General features: G+C 69.4%; 14 protein-coding genes and 1 rRNA gene. 11 read left to right on the top strand and 4 right to left on the bottom strand.

What is annotated here, in order from left to right; all coding sequences use genetic code 11:
- Positions 1–117, top strand: a 5S ribosomal RNA gene (rrf, locus tag Q9R02_RS15245).
- A gap of 214 nt (positions 118–331) precedes the next feature.
- Here the strand turns inward: rrf and Q9R02_RS15240 are convergent.
- The 3 genes from Q9R02_RS15240 to Q9R02_RS15230 are packed head-to-tail and all read right to left on the bottom strand — an operon-like array spanning position 332 to position 3,839.
- Positions 332–1,195, bottom strand: coding sequence for a 3-hydroxyacyl-CoA dehydrogenase family protein (locus Q9R02_RS15240; RefSeq protein ID WP_305997560.1), 864 nt, complete (start codon positions 1,193–1,195; stop codon positions 332–334).
- A complete protein-coding gene (locus Q9R02_RS15235; RefSeq protein ID WP_305997559.1) occupies positions 1,192–2,643 on the bottom strand; it encodes an aldehyde dehydrogenase family protein in 1,452 nt (483 codons plus the stop codon). Before Q9R02_RS15235 ends, Q9R02_RS15240 begins: the two co-directional genes overlap by 4 nt.
- 8 nt (positions 2,644–2,651) lie before the next feature.
- Positions 2,652–3,839 carry an acyl-CoA dehydrogenase family protein gene (locus Q9R02_RS15230; RefSeq protein ID WP_305997558.1) on the bottom strand — a complete coding sequence of 396 codons (1,188 nt, stop codon included), beginning with the start codon at positions 3,837–3,839 and terminating at the stop codon, positions 2,652–2,654.
- Positions 3,840–3,955: 116 nt separating this feature from the next.
- Between Q9R02_RS15230 and Q9R02_RS15225 the strand changes: the two genes are divergently transcribed.
- Positions 3,956–5,473, top strand: coding sequence for a PucR family transcriptional regulator (locus tag Q9R02_RS15225; protein ID WP_305997557.1), 1,518 nt, complete (start codon positions 3,956–3,958; stop codon positions 5,471–5,473).
- Positions 5,474–5,475: 2 nt separating this feature from the next.
- Here the strand turns inward: Q9R02_RS15225 and Q9R02_RS15220 are convergent, their stop codons facing one another.
- Complete coding sequence (locus Q9R02_RS15220) at positions 5,476–6,642, bottom strand: CaiB/BaiF CoA transferase family protein (protein ID WP_305997556.1); 1,167 nt, start codon at positions 6,640–6,642, stop codon at positions 5,476–5,478.
- 359 nt (positions 6,643–7,001) lie between these two features.
- Here Q9R02_RS15220 and Q9R02_RS15215 point away from each other — a divergent pair, with 359 nt between their 5' ends.
- The 9 genes from Q9R02_RS15215 to Q9R02_RS15175 all read left to right on the top strand — a co-directional run bounded on the left by Q9R02_RS15215 (position 7,002) and on the right by Q9R02_RS15175 (position 18,656).
- Complete coding sequence (locus Q9R02_RS15215) at positions 7,002–8,396, top strand: APC family permease (protein WP_305997555.1); 1,395 nt, start codon at positions 7,002–7,004, stop codon at positions 8,394–8,396.
- A 213-nt stretch (positions 8,397–8,609) separates the two neighbouring features.
- Entirely contained in the window at positions 8,610–10,565 is a 1,956-nt protein-coding gene (locus Q9R02_RS15210) for a hypothetical protein (RefSeq protein ID WP_305997554.1), read from the top strand.
- Complete coding sequence (locus tag Q9R02_RS15205; RefSeq protein ID WP_305997563.1) at positions 10,562–11,560, top strand: HAD-IIA family hydrolase; 999 nt, start codon at positions 10,562–10,564, stop codon at positions 11,558–11,560. Before Q9R02_RS15210 ends, Q9R02_RS15205 begins: the two co-directional genes overlap by 4 nt.
- A gap of 57 nt (positions 11,561–11,617) precedes the next feature.
- Positions 11,618–11,803 (top strand): hypothetical protein, encoded by a 186-nt coding sequence (locus Q9R02_RS15200; RefSeq protein ID WP_305997553.1) that lies wholly within the window; start codon positions 11,618–11,620, stop codon positions 11,801–11,803.
- Entirely contained in the window at positions 11,803–12,672 is an 870-nt protein-coding gene (locus Q9R02_RS15195) for a TlyA family RNA methyltransferase (RefSeq protein WP_305997552.1), read from the top strand. Before Q9R02_RS15200 ends, Q9R02_RS15195 begins: the two co-directional genes overlap by 1 nt.
- Complete coding sequence (locus tag Q9R02_RS15190; RefSeq protein WP_305997551.1) at positions 12,669–13,658, top strand: NAD kinase; 990 nt, start codon at positions 12,669–12,671, stop codon at positions 13,656–13,658. Before Q9R02_RS15195 ends, Q9R02_RS15190 begins: the two co-directional genes overlap by 4 nt.
- Positions 13,659–13,701: 43 nt before the next feature.
- Entirely contained in the window at positions 13,702–15,444 is a 1,743-nt protein-coding gene (recN, locus tag Q9R02_RS15185; protein WP_305997550.1) for a DNA repair protein RecN, read from the top strand.
- Positions 15,445–15,456: 12 nt separating this feature from the next.
- A complete protein-coding gene (pyrG, locus tag Q9R02_RS15180) occupies positions 15,457–17,214 on the top strand; it encodes a CTP synthase (RefSeq protein ID WP_305997549.1) in 1,758 nt (585 codons plus the stop codon).
- A 101-nt stretch (positions 17,215–17,315) separates the two neighbouring features.
- Complete coding sequence (locus Q9R02_RS15175) at positions 17,316–18,656, top strand: acyltransferase family protein (protein ID WP_305997548.1); 1,341 nt, start codon at positions 17,316–17,318, stop codon at positions 18,654–18,656.
- Positions 18,657–18,725 lie beyond the last annotated feature (69 nt).

The following is an 18,725-nucleotide window of genomic DNA, read 5'->3' as shown; positions in this document are numbered from 1 at the left end:
TACGGCGGTCATAGCGTGGGGGAAACGCCCGGTCCCATTCCGAACCCGGAAGCTAAGACCCACAGCGCCGATGGTACTGCACCCGAGAGAGTGTGGGAGAGTAGGACACCGCCGGACACAACCTAGAACGGAAGGCCCCCCAGGCAACGACGCCCGGGGGCCTCCCGCATTTAACACCCGGAACACGACCCGCCCGGCAAAGCCACACAGACCCGTCACGAACACCGAAGGGCAGCACCCGCCGGAAACCGGGGGTCCGCCAGGAATGAGGAAGGCCCTGAGATGCGCATCTCAGGGCCTTCCTCATTCCGGGCTTTTTGATTCCGGCCCGTCAGCCGTAGCGGTACCAGCCTTCACCGGACTTCCGCCCGAGCTTTCCGTGATCGACCAGCCGGCCGACCAGGGGAGAGGGCGCGTCCTCCGGCGCGCCGGTCTCGGCAAAGATCGCCTCCGCGATGAACTGCGTGACGTCCAGTCCCACCAGGTCCATCAGCTCGAAGGGGCCCATCGGGTGGTTCAGCGCCCCACGGGCAGTCGCGTCGATGTCCTCGAAGCTCGCCACGCCCTCCGCGTACAGGGCGAGGGCCTCCTTCTGCACTGCCCCCATGAGGCGGTTCGCGATGAACCCTGGGACTTCCCGCTGGACCAGGACAGGCTGCTTTCCCAGTTCGCGTGCCAGCGCCAGAACGGTGTCCACCGTGTCATCCGAAGTCTCCGGGTTCCTCACCACCTCCACGCATGCCATCTGCAGCGCAGGATTGAAGAAATGCATATTGCACAGCCGGTCAGGCCGTCCGCTAGCCTCCGCCAGACGGGAGGAGGCGAGCGTGGACGAGTTGGTGGTGAGGACCGCATGGGCCGGCGCGGCAGCGCCGAGCCGGGTGAAGATGTCCCGCTTCACGTCCAGGCGTTCTGTGGCCGCCTCAACGACCAGGTCTGCCGTGGCGGCGCCATCCTCCAGGAGCGGCACGAAGGCCAGCCGCGAGAATGCCTCGTCAGCCTCGGCGTCCGTCAGCCGCCCCTTGACCACCATCCGCTCGACGCGTCCGCGCAGAGCCGCCAGCGCGGCGTCGTACGCGTCTGCGGAGACGTCGAAGATCTCGGTGCGGTGGCCGGCCAGCGCGCACAGCATCGCGATCTGAGACCCCATGGCGCCCGCGCCGACCACCAGGATCCTGCGTCCGCCGGCCGTCACGGACGTGTCTTCCCGCCACGCAGATACACGGTGGTGGTGTGCGTGAAGAACTCGCGCGCCGCCTGACCCTGCTCCTTGGGCCCGTAACCACTCTTCTTCGCCCCGCCGAAGGGAACGTGTGGATCCGCGCCGGCGGATTCCGAGTTGACGTGAAGGACGCCCACATCGAGTCCTTCCATGGCTTCCAGGGCCAGGGTGAGGTCCTGAGTGAACAGTGCTGCCGAGAGACCGAACTCCGAGTCCTCCGCCAGGGCGAACGCCTCCTCGACTGTGGCCGCACGCCGCACGGCCAGCACCGGGCCGAACAGTTCGTCCCGCCAGAGAGGTGCTTCCCCGTCGAGCTCCACCACGGTGGGCGCCACGAAGTGACCCCCCGTGGGAACCGCGGCGTCGGGGCCGCCGCAGAGCAGCCGCGCGCCGTCGTCGATCCCGTCCCGCACGGCTTTCAGGATGCCATCGCGGGCCGTCGCGGAGATGACCGGGCCGAGGTCGACGCCGGATTCCAGCGGATCGCCAAGGCGGAGCGCGCTGACGCGCTCCGCCAGATGGCGCAGGAATTCGTCCGCCACGGGCTCCTCGACCACCAGGCGGGACGTGGCGGTGCACTTCTGCCCACTCGAGCGGAACGCCCCCAGCAGGACCTGTTCGAGTGCGAGGTCCAGGTCAGCGTCGGCCAGGACGACGGCGGCGTTCTTGCCGCCCATCTCGGCTTGGACCGGGACGCCCCGGGCGGCGGCGCGGCCGGCCAGGGCACGGCCGACGCCGGTCGATCCGGTGAAGGTCAGCCCGTCGACGTCCGGGTGGTCCACCAGCGCGTCGCCCAGCGCGCCGGAGCCGATCACCAGGTTGAGCACACCGTCCGGCAGACCGGCGTCGTGCAACGCCTGCGCCAGGCGCATCGCGAGCAGCGGAACCGTGCTGGCCGGCTTCCAGACCACGGTGTTGCCGTGGACCAGTGCGGGGGCGATCTTCCACGCCGGGATCGCAATGGGGAAGTTGAACGGCGTGACGACTGCGACCACGCCGAGCGGCTTGCGCGTCACCAGGATCTGCTCCCCGGCCCGCGGGGAGTGATGGACGGTGCCCGCCTCGCGGTCACCTTCGCCGGCTTGGTAACGCAGGACCTGAGCGGCGCGGAGCACCTCGCCGGTGCCCTCGGGCAGCGTCTTTCCTTCCTCGCGGGAGAGCTCTTCGCCCCACACTCCGGCGTGCTCTTCGATGATGGCGGCGGCACGCAGCAGCACTGCTCCCCGCTCGTGGGCGGGCGTACGTGCCCAGCCACGGGCCGCGGCGCGGGCGGCAGCGACGGCGTCGAGCAGTTGCTCCGGTCCGGCCTGGCGGCCCTGGGCGACGACGACGCCGGGGGCTGCCGGACTGCGGCTTTCCAGGAGCGCTCCGGTCCCCTCCGTCCAGCGGCCGCCGATGAGGCTCTTGAGTTCGATGGTCACGGTGCTCCTCAGCGGAAGGCGGGGACGCCGGTGATGTGGTTGCCGAGCACCAGGGTGTGCACCTCGTCGGTGCCCTCGTAGGTGCGGACGGACTCCAGGTTGTTCGCGTGGCGCAGTGGGGAGTGGTCCAGGGTGATGCCGTTGCCGCCCAGCACGGTGCGAGCGTCGCGGCAGATCCGGATGGCCTCGCGGCAGTTGTTGAGCTTGCCCACGGAGATCTGGTGCGGCTCCAGGCGTCCGGCGTCCTTGAGCCGGCCCAGCTGCACGGCGAGCAGGAGGCCTTTGTTGATCTCCAGAGCCATGTTGACCAGCTTCTCCTGGGTCAGCTGGTAGCCGGCCAGCGGCTTGCCGAACTGGAGGCGCTCCTGGGAGTACTCGAGGGCCGCGAAGTAGCTGTCCCGGGCCGCGCCCATGGCGCCCCAGACGATCCCGTAGCGGGCCTCATTGAGGCATTCGAACGGACCGCGCAGGCCCTTGGCCCCGGGCAGGAGAGCGGTGGCCGGAAGCCGGACCTCGGCGAGCTCGATGTCGCACTGGATGGAGGCGCGCATGGAGAGCTTGGGCTCGATGGGGGTGGCCCGGAAGCCCGGGGTGTCCGTGGGGACGATGAAACCGCGGACGCCGTCGTCCGTCATGGCCCAGATGATCGCGATCTGGGCGATCGAAGCGAGACCGATCCACCGCTTGGAACCGTTGATGACCCATTCGTCGCCCTCCTGGCGGGCGAAGGTCTTCATGCTGCCAGGGTCGGAGCCGGCAGTGGGCTCGGTCAGGCCGAAGCAGCCGATGACCTCGCCGGCCGCCATGCGCGGCAGGTAGGCGTTCTTCTGTTCCTCGCTGCCGTGCTTGTGGATGGCGCTCATGGCGAGCGAGCCCTGGACGCTGACGAAGGTGCGCAGGCCCGAGTCGCCGGCCTCGAGCTCCAGCGCCGCCAGCCCGTACTCCACGGCGGAGCGTCCGGGGCAGCCGTAGCCTTTCAGGTGCATGCCGAGCAGGCCCAGCCGGGCCATCTCCGGGACGATCTCCACGGGGAAGACTGCGTCCTCGTACCAGCGGGCGATGTCAGGGCGGATGCGCCGGTCCACGAACTCACGGACGCTGTCACGGAAGGCCAGCTCCTCGGGGGTGAATAGGGAATCGAGGTCGACCAGGTCGTAGATGCTCACGTTCTCTCCGATGGGTGTGGCGGGGGTCATGGGATCACGCTATCCAGCCGCTGGAACACAGACATTGGACAATCCGACTTGGATGAGATCAACTGTGGTTGAAATGACCATTCCCGGCGGCGCCGGAGGACACGCGGAGAGCGCCCATGATCAGCCTTGCTCAGCTCCAGCATCAGGTGGGAGACCGGCTCCGGACCCTGGACGGGAGGCCGCCGGCCGCTCAGAGCGTCACAGGAGTCCACATCTCTGAGCTGGAGGACCCCACCCCCTACCTGGAAGGCGGGGAGCTGCTGCTGACCACGGGCATCCCCGTCCGGGGTACCCGTGAGCGGACCAGGGATTACGTCTCACGGATCGCCGCACGCGGCATCACCGCCCTGGGCCTGGGACTCGGCGCGGGCATCGACGATGTCCCGGAGGCGCTGCGGGAGGCCTGCGCGGGATCCGGCGTGGCTCTCCTGGTGGTCCCGGACGGGGTGCCGTTCATGGACATCTCCCGGGCGTACTGGGACCTGGTGGCCAGGCTCGGCCAGTCGGATCTGGTGGCCAGTCTGGGCACCCAGACAGCCCTGGCCCGGGCGGCCACCCGGCCTGACGCCCTCCGGTCCGTGGTCCGGGCCCTGGCGCAGGCGCTGGGAGGATGGGCCGCGTACCTGCCCCAGGACGCCGGCGAACCGACATACTGGCCGCCCAGCGCGGCCCCCTTCCTGCCACTGCTCCGGCAGGAGACGGCCCGGCTGCGGATGAGCAGCCTGCACTCGGCCGCCACCTTCCAGGTCCACGGAGCGGATGTCGTGGAGCACCCGATCCTGGTGGGCCAGCGCATCGTCGGTGTGCTCGCGATCGGTGCCGGCCGGACGCTCACGCGTGCCGACCGCCAGGTCATCCAGACCGTCTGCGTCCTTCTCTCGCTCAAGGCACAGCAGGACAGCGAGGCCGAGGAACGTGCAGAGCTGCTGCACTCCGCCGTGCTTCGTCTGCTCCTCGGCGGGCATGCCGAACCCGCGCGGCTCCTGGCCGAGGAGCTCGGCATCGGGCTGCCCGGCGATCGCGTCCGCCTGGCACTCCTCGAGGGCGTTCCGGAGGGCACCCCGCTACGGGAGGCGTCGGCACTGCTCGGGTCCTTGGGACGCGACACTGACGGGCGCCCGGGCGTCGCGGTGGCACGCTGCGCGGACGGCGCCCGGCTGGTGCTGCTGCTGCGGGAGGAAGGCGACGACGACGGCGGGCAGACTCCTGCGGTGCCACAGGGCTGGGATGGCGGCGCCGTCGTCGTGCACTCCGATGAGGGCCGGACGCAGAACGTGCGTGCGGCTCTCAGCCCGCCGGTCGCGTTGGCGCAGCTGCCCGAGCAGCTGGTGCAGCTGCGCGCGTTCCTCCCGGCGGCCACCTGGGGTGCCGTACAGTCCCCGCCGCTCAGCCCGCTGGACCCTCGGGCGGACGCCTGGATCGCGGCCCTGCGGAGCCACGACCGGGCGGATCTTCCCGGGACCGTGCGCGTCTACCTGCGGCACCGGGGCCACTGGGAATCGGCCGCGCGTGAGCTGGGGATCCACAGGAACTCCCTGCGGCACCGGATGGCGATCGCCGCCCGTCTCCTCGACGCGGATCCGGACGATCCTGACATCGCGGCGAACCTCTGGCTCGCGCTGCGGCGAGCCTGAATTCAGGCCGGGCCGGTCAACCAGGTGCACAGGTCTTCGCTGTGCTGCCCCAGAAGGGGAGGGGCCTGGGTCCGTGCCGGGAACGCGGGGGTCCACGTGACCGGATGCCGGACCTGGCGGCCGGTGACGGAGCCGTCAGCGGAGCGGACCTCGATGCACGGCTCGAGCCCGAGTTCCTCGGCGTATGCCAGGCCGTCGGCGATCGAGCCGACCTGCCCGGCGGGGACTCCGGCGCCCACCAATGCGTCCTGCCAGTTCCTGGCAGTGTCCCGCGAGAGGGCCTCCTCAAGACGGGCCGTGAGTTCCACCCGGTTCCGGACGCGGTCCCGGTTCGTGGCGAAGCGTTCGTCTGTGGCCAACAGCGGCAGTCCGAGGACTTCCGTGAGGCGCCCGAACTGGCCGTCATTGCCGCAGGCGACCGCAAGGGGGCCATCGGCGCAGGTCAGAAGCTGGTACGGGGCGATCGACGGGTGGTCGTTGCCCATGCGTCCAGGGATTACTCCGGCACCCAGGTACGCCTGCGCCTGGTTCGCCAGCGCGCCCTGCAGGCTGGAGAGGAGGTTGACCTCCAGACGGGCGCCCCTGCCGTGGCCCTCCCGGGCCTGGAGGGCCGCGAGGATTCCGATCGTCGCGTCCTTGGCCGTCAGCACGTCCACCAGCGCGACGCCGGCCTTCATCGCCTGCCCCTCCGGCTCGCCCGTGATGCTCATCAGCCCGCCCAATGCCTGGACCACGAAGTCGTACCCCATGAGCCCGGCTCCGCCCGCGCTGCCGAATCCCGTGATGGAGGCGTAGACCAGGCCGGGGTTGTCCCTGGCCAGAGGTTCGTAGCCGAGGCCCAGGCGGTCCATGCCGCCGGGTTTGAAGTTCTCGATCAGGACGTCGGCGCGCCGGGCCAGCTCGCGGGCGAGCTCGAGGTCGTCCCGATCGCCGAGATCCAGGCAGAGGGATTCCTTGTTGCGGTTCACGCTCTCGAAGTAGGTGGATCCGGTGGGGGAGAAGGGCGGTCCCCAGCTCCGGGTGTCGTCCCCGCTGCCCGGCCGCTCCACCTTGACCACCCGGGCGCCCAGGTCCGCGAGCGTCATGCTGGCCAGCGGGCCGGCGAGGACCCGGGAGAAGTCCGCCACCAGGAGGCCTTCCAAGGGACGTGCCGTGGCGTCGAGGGTCATGAGTGGCCTTCCGTCGGGCGCCGTGGCGCGGTGATGTCCTGGGCCACACCCTAGGGGCTGCGCGGCTCCAGATCTCTGGATGGAATCGACAAGCATTAGATGAATCAACCCAAGCGAGGTCACGAAAAGCGGTCCGGCGTAATTTTTGAACGACATTCATAAAAAATCCTTCCCTTCCAGATGATTGAGCGCTATCGTCTCGATGTGGCGCAGAACACAAATGCGCCGCACTGGGTGTCCGGAGCGATCCGGCCCCGAGCGCCAGGCCCATCGGCCGAGGCACTCGGGGCGGGGCGCGGGACACCCGCCGGAGGCCCCGGCACCGGGCCTCCGACCTCCCCAAAAGAAAGACTCCCCAGATGTCCCAGAACACTCCCCGGCTCAAGCGCTCGCTCGGCCTGTGGTCGATCGTCGGCCTCGGCATCGGCTACATGACGCTCACCACGGTCTTCGACACCTTCGGCATCGTCTCCCAGGAGACCAACGGCGTCGTCCCCACCGCCTACCTCGTGGCACTGGTCGCCATGGTCTTCACCGCCATCAGCTACGGCCGTATGACCCGGGTGTTCCCGTCCTCGGGTTCCGCCTACACCTACGCTTCGGAGACCATCCACCCGAATCTCGGCTTCCTGGTGGGTTGGACGTCCCTCATGGACTACCTCCTGCTGCCGCTGGTGAACGCGCTCATCGTCCGGATCTACATGGAGTCGTTCTTCCCGGACGTCCCCACCTGGATCTGGGTGGTCATCTACGTCGCAGTCATCACCCTGCTGAACCTCTGGAGCATGAACAGCACCTCCAAGGTCAACGGCGTGCTGGTCATCTTCTCGGTCATCCTGATCGGTGTCTTCCTGGTTCTGTCCTGGAACGCTCTGCAAGGCGGCGCCGGCAATGGCACCATCTTCACCACGCAGCCCTTCTTCCACGACGGCGTGGACACGGGCGCCGTGATCTCCGGTGCAACGGTGGTCTGCTTCTCCTTCATCGGATTCGACGCCATCACCATGTACTCGGAAGAGGCCAAGGACGCCAACACCGTTCCCAAGGCCATCGTCCTGGCCCTGCTCATCGGCGGTGCCGTGTTCTTCGTGGCCGCATGGTTCAGCCAGGCGACCTTCCCCACGCTGGACGGCTTCCAGAACACCGATGACACGCTGCCGGACATGGCGCTCAAGGTGGGCGGGGAGTTCTTCAAGATCCTCTTCACCTCCGCGTCTCTCGCCGCCGCCGTCGCGTCCAGCCTGTCCTCCCACGCCTCCGTGTCCCGCATGATCTACGTCATGGGCCGCAACGGCAACGGTGTCTTCTCCCGTTTCTTCGGCTACGTCCACCCGAAGACCCGCACCCCGTTCTACGCCATCCTCTTCGTGGGCGCGGTGTCCCTGCTGGCGATCCCGTTCTCCCTGGAGTTCATCTCCTCGATGATCAACTTCGGCGCTCTGATCGCCTTCACGGTGGTGAACCTCACCGTCATGATCCTGTTCGGTTTCAAGAAGAAGGAATCCCGCACCCCGAAGCAGATCTTCATGAACTTCGTTCTGCCGGTCATCGGCATGATCCTGACCGGTGTGCTGTGGGTCAACCTTCACGCCGACGCGTTGACGTACGGCGCGATCTGGCTGGCCGCCGGTGTGATCGTGCTCCTGGCCATCACCCGCTTCTTCCGCCGTCCGCTCACCATCACGATGGAGGACGAGGAGATTGCCGAAGTGCGCGCCGAAGAGGCCGCGCACCAGACCGCGAGCACTCACTGACGTCCGCGCATCGTCATTCGGAGGACCGGCAGCACCGCTGCCGGTCCTCCGGCGTTTCCGGGTCCGGGCCGGGCGATGAGTGGCGCCGCCCACAGGCCGTCCGTCGCCTAGAATGGAAGGGATTGTGCCGGGGTGCGTCCCCGGGGAGAAACCCACCAGGCTAAGAGCGATGAGCGCATCACGGCATGCGGCTCACGCGAGGAGGAAACCACCATGGCAGAGCACGACGGCGGCCGCCGCAGCGGGCGGAATTTCGGTCCCCAGGGGAACCGGAAGCCGTTCGGCGACCGCAACGGACGCGACGGCGACCGTCGCGGTGGTTTCGAACGCAAGCCGTTCAACCGCGACGGCGGCGAGCGGAAGCCTTTCGGTGACCGTCCTCAGCGTGAGGGTGGTGAGCGCCGCTGGGAGGACCGTGGTGAGCGTAAGCCGTTCAACCGGGACGGCGGGGACCGTCGTCCCTACGGTGACCGCAAGCCTTTCGGTGATCGCCCGCAGCGTGAGGGTGGCGAGCGCCGCTGGGAAGACCGTGGCGAGCGCCGCCCGTTCAACGACCGCCCGCAGCGCGAGGACCGCGGCTCCTTTGGTGAGCGTCGTTCGTCCGGCGAGGGCCGCCCGTTCAACCGGGACGGCGGGGACCGTCGTCCCTACGGTGACCGGAAGCCGTTCGGTGACCGTCCGCAGCGTGAGGGTGAGCGCCGTCCGTTCAACCGCGACGGCGGCGAGCGGAAGCCTTTCGGTGACCGTCCTCAGCGTGAGGGTGGTGAGCGCCGTTGGGAGGACCGTGGTGAGCGTAAGCCGTTCAACCGGGACGGCGGGGACCGTCGTCCCTATGGTGATCGCAAGCCTTTCGGTGATCGCCCGCAGCGTGAGGGTGGTGAGCGCCGCTGGGAAGACCGCGGTGAGCGCCGCCCGTTCAACGACCGCCCGCAGCGCGAGGACCGCGGCTCCTTTGGTGAGCGTCGTTCGTCCGGCGAGGGCCGTCCGTTCAACCGGGACGGCGGGGACCGTCGTCCCTACGGTGACCGGAAGTCGTTCGGTGACCGTCCGCAGCGTGAGGGTGAGCGCCGTTGGGAGGACCGCGGTGAGCGCCGTCCGTTCAACCGCGACGGCAGCGACCGCCGCCCCTATGGCGACCGTCCCCAGCGCGAAGGCTACGGCCGGGACCGTGAGGACCGCCGTCGTGACGACCGCGGCCCGCGCCGCGACGACGCCCCCCGCTACGGCAACCAGGATTCCCAGGGCCGTTACATCAACGCGGCCGATCTGCGCGCGTCCAACCGCCCCGACCGTCCCAAGTCCCCGGACATCGATGAGGACGTGACCGGTCGCGAGCTGGACCGCGGCACCCTGGGTGAGCTCCGCTCCCTCGAGAGCCGCAACGGCATGTTCGTCGCCCAGCACCTCGTGATGGCCGGCCGTTACCTGGAGGAGGACGCCGAGCTGGCTTACCAGCACGCGCTCGCCGCAAGCCGCCGCGCTGGCCGTCTGGCGTCCGTCCGCGAGGCCGTCGCCATCACGGCGTACACCGCGGGCCACTACGCCGAGGCCCTCAGCGAGTTCCGCACCTTCCGCCGCATCTCCGGCTCCAATGTGCACCTGCCGCTCATGGCCGACTCCGAGCGCGGCCTGGGCCGCCCGGACAAGGCTCTGGAACTGGTCCGCAGCGAGGACGCCCAGGACCTGGACGCTCCGGGCAAGGTCGAGCTGGCCATCGTGGCCTCCGGCGCCCAGGCCGACAAGGAGGACTTCGCCGCGGCCGTGGCCGAGCTGGAGATCCCGCAGCTGGACATCAACCGGGCCTTCTCCTACAGCCCGCGTCTCTTCCGCGCTTACGCTGACGCGCTCGTCGCCGCAGGCCGTGAGGACGAGGCCACCCGCTGGGCCCGCCAGGCGCTCGTCGCCGAAGAGGCCCTGGGCGTCGGTCAGTACGCCGAGCCGGAAATCTTCGACCTGGCCGGCGAGGACGAGGAGGAGCGCGAAGAGCGCCGCGACGCCGAGTCCACCGAGGAGCCGGCAGAAGAGGCGCCTGAGGAAGATGACGTGGAGTCCGCCGAGGACCCCGACGACGAGTCCGCCGAAGGCGTGGATGAAGACGACGACCTCCACGAAGTCGAAGCCGACGCCGCTGAGGAAGCGCCCGGCACGGACGACTCTCAGGACGCCTGAGGGTGACCGGGCTCGTCGAGGCGTTCGACGCGATCCTTTCCGACCTGGACGGCGTGGTCTACGCCGGCCCCTCCGCCATCCCCGGCGCCACCGAGGCTCTCTCGGCGCTCGCCGGGAGGGGAGTGGGCCTGGCGTACGTGACCAACAACGCCTCCCGGTCTCCGGAGCAGGTCGCGGCGCACCTCCGCGAGCTCGGCGCCCCGGCCACCCCCGAGCAGGTGGTGACCTCGCCGCAGGCGGCCGCACGGCTGCTCGCGGAGCGGATCCCCGCCGGGTCCCGTGTGCTCATCACGGGCAGCGAGGCCCTGGCCGACGAGGTCCGCTCAGCGGGCCTGGAACCCGTGTGGTCGGCCGCCGAGGAGCCCGTCGCCGTGGTCCAGGGCTTCGACCCCGGACTCGGCTGGAAGGACCTCGCGGAGGCGTCCTACGCGGTGGCGGCGGGCATCCTCTGGGTGGCCACCAACACGGATCTCTCCATCCCTCAGGCACGCGGCATCGCACCCGGCAATGGGACCCTGGTCGCTGCCGTACGGGCGGCCACCGGCGCCGAGCCGCTCGTGGCCGGCAAACCCGAGGTCCCGCTCTTCCACGCAGCCGCCGCGCGGCTGGGCGCGTCCCATCCCGCCGTCGTCGGCGATCGTCTGGACACCGACATCCTGGGCGGCAACCGCGCCGGCTACGCCACGATCCTGGTGCTGACCGGGGTCAACACGGCGCGTGACGCGCTCAATGCGCTCACCCTGGAACGCCCGACGCACCTGATCGCCGATTTGGGCGCGCTGTACGAGCCGTACCCTGAGACCGTGCACGACGACGGCGTGTGGCGCGTCGGTGAGGCGTCGGCGGCCGTGGACGGCAACGTCGTCACCGTCACCGCCGTGGAGGACTCGCTGGACGGCTGGCGTGCCGCGTGTGCCGCCTGGTGGGCGGCACATCCGGACGAAGACACGGCGACCAGCCCGGAACTGCTCTGGGCGCGGAGGGCCGGCTCGTGACCAGTTCCTCCTGAGCGACGGCGGATCTCCGTCGGAGGAGACTATTACGATGGGGACATGGATGACGAGCTCGCCGCCCAGGCCCAGGACAGCGTGCAGGATCCCGCAGTGAAAGCGGTCCTGCGGACCCTGAAAGCCGTGGAGGAGGCTCCGTTGCACGAGCACCCGGCCGCTCTGGACGCGGTCCACGACCAGCTCAGCGCCCTGCTGGACGGCCCCCTGGTGCCGGGAGTCCAGGCCTGATGGCGCGCCTGGACCAGGAACTGGCCCGGCGCGGCCTGGCGAGGTCGCGGACCGAGGCCGCCAAGCTGATTACCGCCGGCTTGGTGAGCAGTCACGGCACGGTGCTGTCCAAGGCCTCCCTTCCCGTGGCGGAGGACGCCGAGCTGACGGTCGCGTCCTCAGACCTCACCGATTACGTCTCCCGGGCGGGGCACAAGCTGCGCGGGGCCCTGGACGCCTTTCCTGACGTCCAGGTGGAGGGCCGGCGGTGCCTGGACGCCGGGGCCTCGACCGGCGGCTTCACGGACGTGCTGCTGCGGTCCGGTGCCCGGGAGGTCGCCGCTGTGGACGTGGGGCACGACCAGTTGGTCCAGGTGCTTCGCGACGATCCCCGCGTCCACGTCTTCGAGGGCATGAACGTCCGCTACCTTGAGGCGGACGCCATCGGGGGACTGGTGGCGCTCACGGTGGCGGACCTCTCCTTCATCTCCCTCACCCTGGTGATGGGACCCCTGGCCTCCTGTACGGAACCCGGGGGAGACCTGGTCCTCATGGTGAAGCCCCAGTTCGAGGTGGGCCGCGAGCGGCTGTCCCGCACCGGCGTGGTGAGCAGTGAGATGCAGCGCCGCGAGGCCGTGGGCAAGGTGGCGTCCAGCGCCGTCCAGGCCGGGCTGGACCTCAGAGGTCTTGCAGAGAGCCCCTTGCCCGGGCAGGACGGTAATAAGGAATACTTCCTCTGGCTCTCGCGTCCAACGGGCGCGGCACCGGAGACGCGGGCGGCCCGGACCCCTAAGATCGACACAGACGAGGCCACCGCGGGACCGGAGACGGAAGCCCGGGTGGCCGAGCTGCTGACCGCCATCTGGCCCACCCCACAGGAGCAGGCATGAGCCGACGGATCCTTGTCCTCGCCCACACCGGCCGCGAGGAATCGCTCAAGGCCGCGCGCGAGGCCTGCCGCGAGCTGATCGCCAGTGGGTTGATTCCTGTCATGGACCCGGAGGAGCGGGCCGACATGGCCCTGTTCTTCGGAGAACGGGACGAGCCCGCGGAGGTCCTGGGCAGTGACTGCGAGCTCCCGGACGTCGAACTCGGCATGGTCCTGGGCGGCGACGGCACCATCCTGCGCGCCGCGGAGATGGTACGGGACCAGAACCTCCCCCTGCTCGGGGTGAACCTGGGCCATGTAGGCTTCCTCGCCGAGAGCGAGCGGGCGGATCTGAAGGACACCGTCCGCTGGATCGCCCGCAGGGACTATGTGGTCGAGGAGCGGATGACCATCGACATCCAGGTCTGGGTGAAGGGCCAGCGCCTCTGGCACACCTGGGCCCTGAACGAGGTGTCCCTGGAGAAGGGCAACCGGGAACGCATGCTCGAGGTGGTCATGGAGGTGGATGAACGCCCCCTGACGTCCTTCGGCTGCGACGGCGTGGTCATGGCGACCCCCACCGGTTCCACCGCCTACGCCTTCTCCGCAGGCGGCCCCGTGGTGTGGCCGGAGGTGGAGGCCCTGCTCATGGTTCCCATCAGCGCTCACGCCCTGTTCACGAAGCCGCTTGTGGTGTCGCCGCGTTCGCGTCTCGCCGTCGAGGTCCTCACCCGGACCGATGCGCATGGCGTGCTCTGGTGTGACGGCCGCCGTTCGATCGACCTGCCGCCCGGATCCCGCATCGAGGTGACCCGTTCGGACAAACCCGTGCGCCTCGCCCGGACTCACCAGACGCCGTTCTCGGCACGTCTGGTGAGCAAATTCGAGCTCCCCACCAGCGGCTGGCGGGGGCCCATGCACCAGTCACGCAACGAGCCCACGGGGCCGGTCCCCGTCATCAACCAGCCCAAGCCCAGCACCCCGGTGCCCAGCCCGAAACACCTGTGACGGCCCAGGCCGGACCACGGGGAAAGCGAGACGAAAACTCAGCATGATCGAAGAACTCCGCATCAGGGACCTCGGCGTCATCTCGGAGGCCCGGCTGCCGCTCGGTCCTGGGCTCAGCGTGGTCACCGGCGAGACCGGCGCGGGCAAGACCATGGTGGTCACGGCCGTCGGGCTGCTGCTCGGCGCACGGGCCGACGCCGGTGCGGTGCGGGTGGGTGCCAGGGCCGCCAGCGTGGAGGCCACCGCTCTCCTGCCACACGGCCACTCGGCGCTGGAACGCGCCGAAGAGGCCGGCGCGGAGACGGAGGACAGCGACGCCGGGACGGAGCTTCTGCTGGCCCGCAGCGTGAGCATGGAGGGCCGCTCCCGTGCGTACCTGGGCGGCCGCTCGGCCCCCGTCGGCGCGCTCGCGGAGGTGGGGGAGCGGCTCCTGGTGATCCACGGGCAGACCGACCAGATCCGGCTCAAAAGCTCGGCCGCGCAGCGGGAGGCCCTGGACAAGTTCGGCGGCACCGCCGTGGGTGACGCCCTGGCCGCCTACCAGGACTGCTACAGGGCCTGCCGGGCGGCCGAACAGGAACTCGAGGCGCTGACCACCGCGGAACGCGAGCGTCTCCGTGAGGCCGAATCCCTGCAGAGCGCCCTGGAGGAGATCGACGCCGTCGCCCCGGAGGAGGGCGAGGACGAGCGGCTCAAAGCCGAGTCCGTGAAGCTGGCTCATGTGGAGCAGCTGCGCATTGCGGCCGGTACGGCGCAGGCCGTGCTGAGTGGCGACGACTACGCGGAGAGCGGGGACGCGCTCCAGTTGCTCGCCACGGCCCAGCGTGCCCTGGAACAGGTATCCCAGCATGACGGCGCCCTGGAAGCCCTGGCCATCCGTGTGGGGGAGGCGTCGGTGCTCCTGGAGGACATCTCCTCGGAACTGGCACATTACGCCTCCGGGCTGGAGACCGAGGGACCCGAGCACCTCGCCGCCCTCGAGGCCCGGCGCGCGGAGCTGGCCAAGCTGGTGCGCAAGTACGCGCCGAGCGTCGACGAGGTCCTCAGCTGGGCCGAGGAGTCCCGCACCCGCCTCGAGGAACTCGAGGGCGATTCCGAACGTATCGAGACCCTGCAGTCCGAAGTCCAGGCCCGCCGTGAGGAGCTTCTGACGCTGGGCGCCGGGCTGCACGGCCTCCGCAGCGATGCCGCCGTCGAACTCGCCTCCCGGGTGAGCGCCGAACTGGCGGCCCTTGCGATGCCCGATGCACGTCTGCACGTCAAGGTGGAGGAGACCGAGCCCGGCCCGCACGGGGCCGACCAGATCGCCATCCTCCTGCAGCCACATGCGGGCGCGCCGGCCCGCCCGGTGGGCAAGGGCGCCTCCGGCGGTGAGCTGTCCCGGGTGATGCTCGCCATCGAGGTGGTGCTGGCCGAGGTGGACCCGGTGCCCACGTTCGTCTTCGACGAGGTCGACGCCGGGGTGGGCGGCCGCGCGGCCGTCGAGATCGGGCGGCGTCTGGCCATGCTGGCCCGGCACGTGCAGGTGCTGGTGGTCACACACCTGCCGCAGGTGGCGGCCTTCGCGGACCGGCATGTCCGTGTGATCAAGAACAGTGTGCGGGGCGCCGATGGCGGCCTTGACAGCGGCTTCACCTCGAGCGATGTGGAAGTGCTCGACGGCGAGGCGCGCGTGGTGGAACTGGCCCGCATGCTCGCGGGCCAGGAGGATTCGGAATCGGCGCGTGCGCACGCGCAGGAACTGCTGGATGATGCGCGGCAGTTCGCCGCCTCGTCCCGCGCTTGAGAGAGGCAAAGAGTGATAGGCTTGAATTCCGTGGTGCAGCGATCCAATTCCCGTGTTCATTCCCGTTTCCAGGACTCCGACAAGGTCACCAAGCAGATCTTCGTCACCGGCGGCGTGGCCTCTTCGCTCGGCAAGGGCCTGACCGCTTCCAGCCTCGGACATCTTCTCCGAGCCCGTGGCCTCTCGGTCACCATGCAGAAGCTCGATCCGTACCTCAACGTCGATCCTGGAACCATGAATCCGTTCCAGCACGGTGAGGTGTTCGTCACGGATGACGGTGCCGAGACCGACCTCGACATCGGACACTACGAGCGCTTCCTCGATGAGAACCTCGACGGTTCCGCCAACGTGACCACCGGCCAGGTGTACTCCACTGTCATCGCCAAGGAGCGTCGCGGCGAGTACCTGGGCGACACCGTGCAGGTCATCCCTCACATCACCGATGAGATCAAGCGCCGCATGCGCCTGCCCTCCGAGCCCAAGGACGGCAAGGGCAGCCCGGACGTCATCATCACCGAGATCGGCGGCACGGTGGGCGACATCGAGTCCCAGCCGTTCCTCGAGGCGGCCCGCCAGGTACGTCAGGACATCGGCCGTGGCAACGTGTTCTTCCTGCACGTCTCCCTGGTGCCGTACATCGGCCCGTCCCAGGAGCTGAAGACCAAGCCGACGCAGCACTCCGTGGCCGCCCTGCGGTCCATCGGCATCCAGCCCGAGGCCATCGTGATCCGTTCCGACCGCGAGGTGCCGGACGCCATGCGCGAGAAGATCGGCCGCATGTGCGATGTGGACCGGGACGCGGTCATCAACGCGGCGGACGCCCCCAGCATCTACGACATCCCCAAGACCCTGCACGCCCAGGGCCTGGACTCCTACATCGTGCGCGCCCTGGACCTGCCGTTCAAGGACGTCGACTGGACCAAGTGGGACCGTCTGCTGGAAGCCGTGCACAACCCGAAGCACGAGGTCGAGGTGGCCCTGGTGGGCAAGTACATCGACCTCCCGGACGCCTACCTCTCCGTGACGGAGGCCCTGCGCGCCGGCGGTTTCGCCAACGACGCCAAGGTCAAGATCCGCTGGGTCCCCTCCGACACCTGCGAGACCGAGGCCGGCGCCAAGAAGGCCCTGGCCGGCGTGGACGCCATCTGTGTGCCCGGCGGCTTCGGCATCCGCGGCCTGGAAGGCAAGCTCGGTGCTCTGAAGTTCGCCCGTGAGACCCGCTTGCCGGCCCTCGGCCTGTGCCTGGGCCTGCAGTGCATGGTCATCGAGTACGCCCGCAATGTGGTGGGCCTGGAGGGCGCGTCGTCCTCCGAGTTTGAGCCGGATTCCACGTACCCGGTCATCGCCACCATGGCGGAGCAGGTCGACATCGTGGATGGCAAGGGCGATCTGGGCGGCACCATGCGCCTGGGCCTCTACCCGGCCGTGCTCGCCGAGGGCTCGGTGGTGGCCGAGACCTACGGAGCCACCGAGGTCGACGAGCGTCACCGTCACCGCTACGAGGTGAACAACAAGTTCCGTCCGCAGATCGCGGAAGCCGGCCTGGTGTTCTCCGGGACCTCCCCGGATGGCAACCTCGTGGAGTTCGTCGAGCTTCCGCGCGAGGTGCACCCGTACTACGTGGCCACCCAGGCCCACCCGGAGCTGAGCTCGCGTCCGACGCGCCCGCACGCACTGTTCTCCGGTCTGGTCAAGGCCGCCCTGGCCCACTCCGGTGCGGTCGAGTCCGGTGCGGTCAAGTCCAAGGCTGTGAAGGCCGCGGCCAAGTAGGTCCCCAGCGGAGGGCGGTGTCCCGGCGTCGAGCCGGAGCGCCGCCCTTCGCCGCGTCCGGGCACTTGTTAATAAATCGATTGGAGTATTAGGCTGAGCGCATGACTCAGCCACTCGCTCAGATCACCCGTCCCGGGGTTCCGGCGGGCCGGGACCTCACCCTGGATCTGGCCCGTGTGGCCTGCGTCCTGGTGGTCGTCTTCGTGCACCTGGTCCTGGTCGGTGTGGGCCGTAATCCGGACGGCTCGATCCTTCTCGCAGACCCCGTGAACCAGACCCGCTGGGTGGCCCCGGCCTCCTGGGTCGCGGAGATCATGCCCCTGTTCTTCGTGGTCGGGGGCTTCGCTGCCCGCACCGGCTGGTCATCGGCCCAGGCCAGAGGGGAGTCTGCCGGGCGGTTCGTCCGAACCCGCCTGGCGAGGCTGGCCCGCCCGGCCCTGCCGCTGTACTGCTTTCTGGCCGCGGTGCTGATCACGGTGAAGCTCCTCGGCGTCGACCCGGAGCTGGTGAGCGCGGTGGAGGTGCCTGTGGGGTCTGTCCTGTGGTTCCTGGGTGCATACATGCTGGTGCAGGCTCTGGCGCCGTGGATGATCCTCCTGCACGAGCGCGCCCCGTGGCGGACGCTCACGGTGCTCCTCGCCGCCGCCCTGCTGGTGGATGTCATCCGCCTGGTGGTCGGGATCTGGACCCTGGGGCTGGGGAAGATCGACCATGACGGCTACGGCCTGGGGGATGAGCTCTTCGGCCTTCCCAACATCGCCTTCGTCTGGCTCTTCGCCCAGCAGCTGGGCTTCTGTCTCAAGGACGGCTGGTTCTCCCGTCTCGCCTCGTGGCAGCTCGCCGGGCTGATCGTGGTCGGCTTCTCCGTCATCGGGGCGCTGGTCTTCTTCGGTTCCTATTCCCCCAGCATGCTCAGCAACCAGTGGCCGCCCACCACTCCCATCGCCGTCCTGGCCCCGATCCAGGCGGCCGCCTTCACACTGCTGCGCCGGCCGCTGGAGGCACTGGTCCGGCGTCGTGGAGTGCAGGCCGTCGTGTTCGCCGCGGGGTCCCGGCTGATGACCATCTACCTCTGGCATGTCACTGCCATCGTGGCGCTGACCGGGCTCCAGCTGCTGTTGCCGCTGCCCATGCCGGCCCCGGGCAGTGCCGCCTGGTGGCTCACCCGCCCAATCCTGATGGTGGCGGTGTTCGCCGTGGTCTGGCTGGTGTCCCTGGGCACCATGCGCCTGGAGCGTCCCATCCCCGAACCGGACGGGAGCCATGTCTCCGCAGCGGCGACCGTGGCCGCCGTCGTGCTGTTCATCCTGCCTTCCGTGGCGATTTCAGCCTACGGCCTGGACCTTCCGCTGGCTCTGATCGCCGTGGGCTGCACCATCATCTCCCTCCTGCTCGCCACACCGCGTGCGGCGCGGAGCCGTCCACGGATGCTGGCGGCCTGAAACCCGCACTCCGCGGCGCCTGACCCCGCACCGCCAATGGCGGCGTCCGATCCAGGGCGCCGCTATTGT

The organism is Arthrobacter horti (assembly GCF_030731045.1).
Lineage (GTDB): Bacteria > Actinomycetota > Actinomycetes > Actinomycetales > Micrococcaceae > Arthrobacter_E > Arthrobacter_E nanjingensis.
The sequence above is the reverse complement of the archived record's forward strand: the minus strand, read 5'-3'. Positions and strand labels throughout refer to the sequence as shown.